Here is a 1968-nt window from a genome sequence, read left to right as displayed (position 1 = left end):
CGCTAAGCCCCCTCCCCCACCCGCCGCGCGATCAGCAAAGTCTTGTCGTCGTCGGTGCGGGCCTCGACGCGCTCGGAGGCAAGTTCTTCGCGCAGGGCGGCCTCGAGCGCCCCCACCTCCCCCTCCCGCGCGGCAAAACGGTGCAGCGCCTCGAAGAAGGGGGCGTGGGGCCGCCCCTCGCGCAGGTTCAGGGCCAGGCCCTCCAGCCCGTCGGTGAGCAGCACCAAAGCCTCGAGGTCGCCGCAGGGCCCGACGAAGCTCGAGGCGTGGCGCTCGGGCTCGCGCACGGTGAGGAACACCGTCTCGTTGGCGTACTCGCCCTCGTTGGGCCGGGTCAGGCGCTCCCAGCACCCCCCGCGCCGCGCCACGACGGCCCCGTCGCCCAGTTGGACCGCGCCCAGCCGCTCCCCGTCGCACGCCGCCAGCAGCAAGGTGGTGGCGTACTCGCGGAAGGGCCGGCCCTGGTAGTAGGCCTCGGCCTCGAGCACCGCCCGGGCCGTGCGCAGGGCGCGGTTCAGCGCCTCGCCCCAGTCGAGCGAGACCTCGACGAGGCTGTCGTGGAGCGCGCCCAGGGCCGCCTCCACCGCGATGCGGGCCCCCTCCCCGCCCAGCAGCGCCGAGCCGGCCCCGTCGGCCACCGCCAGCAGCAGCAGCTCGCCCGCCTGCCGGTGGCCGTGCGCGTCGTCGCAGCCCCGCCCGGCCTGCCGGTGGCTGCTGCCCTCCACCGACGCCCCGATCACCCGCCAGCTCAAGGCCCTGCCCCCGGGGCTCAGGTGTCGATCACGCCCCAGTCCTTGGGGGGCTCCAGGCGCAGTTGGTCGCCCACGCGGCTGCTCGAGACCTGCTGCAGGCTGTTGGAGAGCCAGCGGAACATCTCGGCGAAGTGGCCCACGTCCTTCAGCCGCACCGGGGCGTTCTTGCGCGCCACCTGGCGCAGCACGTCGAAGTTGGCCCCGTCCACGCCCACCGCGAAGACGATCACGCCCTTGGCCGCCTCCTCCTGGGCGAGCTGCTCGGCGGCGGCCTGCCACTCGTCGTTGGGCTCGCCGTCGCTGAAGAGGAAGAGCCAGGGGCGGTAGTAGCTCACGCCGTTGGCCCGGTACTCCTCCTTGCGGGCCTTGATCAAGGCCAGCGCGGTCTGGATGGCCTGGCCCATGGGGGTGTTGCCGCTGGCCTGCAGGGCGGGCGGGGTGAAGTTCTCGACCACGGTGGGCATCTGCGCCACCCGCACCCCCCCACCGAAGGTCACCACGGCGGGCTCGACCCGCTTGGCGGCGAGGGGGTTGGCGGCCAGGTCGTCGCGGAAGCGGCGCAGACCGGCATTGAGCTCAGCGATGGGGGCGCCCTGCATGGAGCCGGAGCTATCCAGCACCAGCACGCACAAGGCCCTGGGCTCGGGGTTGTCGGCGAACTCGTCGCCCTCGAAGATACCGCTCATCACACACCTCCCGGACACGGGGCGGTGCGCCCCGTGGGTTTATGCCTGAGCCTCGAGACGCACGATAGCAGAAAAGCCGGGGCAATGGCGGCAGTACCGGTACAGGCCCGATCAGTCGGGGCCGAAGATGTTTTCGTAGTTCCTGATGCCCGCTTCCAGGTGCTTCTTGACGATGAGGAGCATCTGCTCGAGGCGTTCTGGGGATAGCCTGCGCCGGCCATGCTCTTTGACGAACTTACCCAACGATTATTTCACTGCTATAGCTAATTCACGGAGAACTCTATCAGGTGCTGAGCCAACGGATTGGTAACAAGTTATTGTGAACGACTTATTCTCGTCTGGGCTTCTGAACTGAACCTGACCTGCTTGCATGACAACCTCACCCGTTCTTTCCCTAAGCGGTGTGACGACTCCCCGTTCTGAAGAACGGGGCTTCGCGGTTCTCACGGGACGGCCCACGCCGTACCCATCCCCGCAGGCTCCGTCCGAGCCCATCTGCGGTCGGGTGCACGCCCCGACCTGGCCAGGAT

3 protein-coding genes are annotated in these 1968 nt (G+C 69.6%); all 3 read right to left on the bottom strand.

Going from position 1 to position 1968, the window contains the following annotated elements; all coding sequences use genetic code 11:
* Window positions 1-2: 2 nt before the first annotated feature.
* The 3 genes from Mterra_RS20865 to Mterra_RS23545 all read right to left on the bottom strand — a co-directional run bounded on the left by Mterra_RS20865 (window position 3) and on the right by Mterra_RS23545 (window position 1681).
* Window positions 3-752, bottom strand: a complete 750-nt coding sequence (locus Mterra_RS20865) for a PP2C family serine/threonine-protein phosphatase (RefSeq protein WP_170159775.1) — start codon at window positions 750-752, stop codon at window positions 3-5.
* Between the two features lie 17 nt (window positions 753-769).
* Window positions 770-1438 carry a vWA domain-containing protein gene (locus Mterra_RS20860; RefSeq protein ID WP_119316828.1) on the bottom strand — a complete coding sequence of 223 codons (669 nt, stop codon included), beginning with the start codon at window positions 1436-1438 and terminating at the stop codon, window positions 770-772.
* Between the two features lie 111 nt (window positions 1439-1549).
* Complete coding sequence (locus Mterra_RS23545; RefSeq protein WP_275054872.1) at window positions 1550-1681, bottom strand: hypothetical protein; 132 nt, start codon at window positions 1679-1681, stop codon at window positions 1550-1552.
* Between the last annotated feature and the right edge of the window lie 287 nt (window positions 1682-1968).

It is taken from the genome of Calidithermus terrae (assembly GCF_003574345.1).
Taxonomy (GTDB): Bacteria; Deinococcota; Deinococci; order Deinococcales; family Thermaceae; genus Calidithermus; species Calidithermus chliarophilus.
This window is presented reverse-complemented; position numbering and strand designations above follow the sequence as displayed.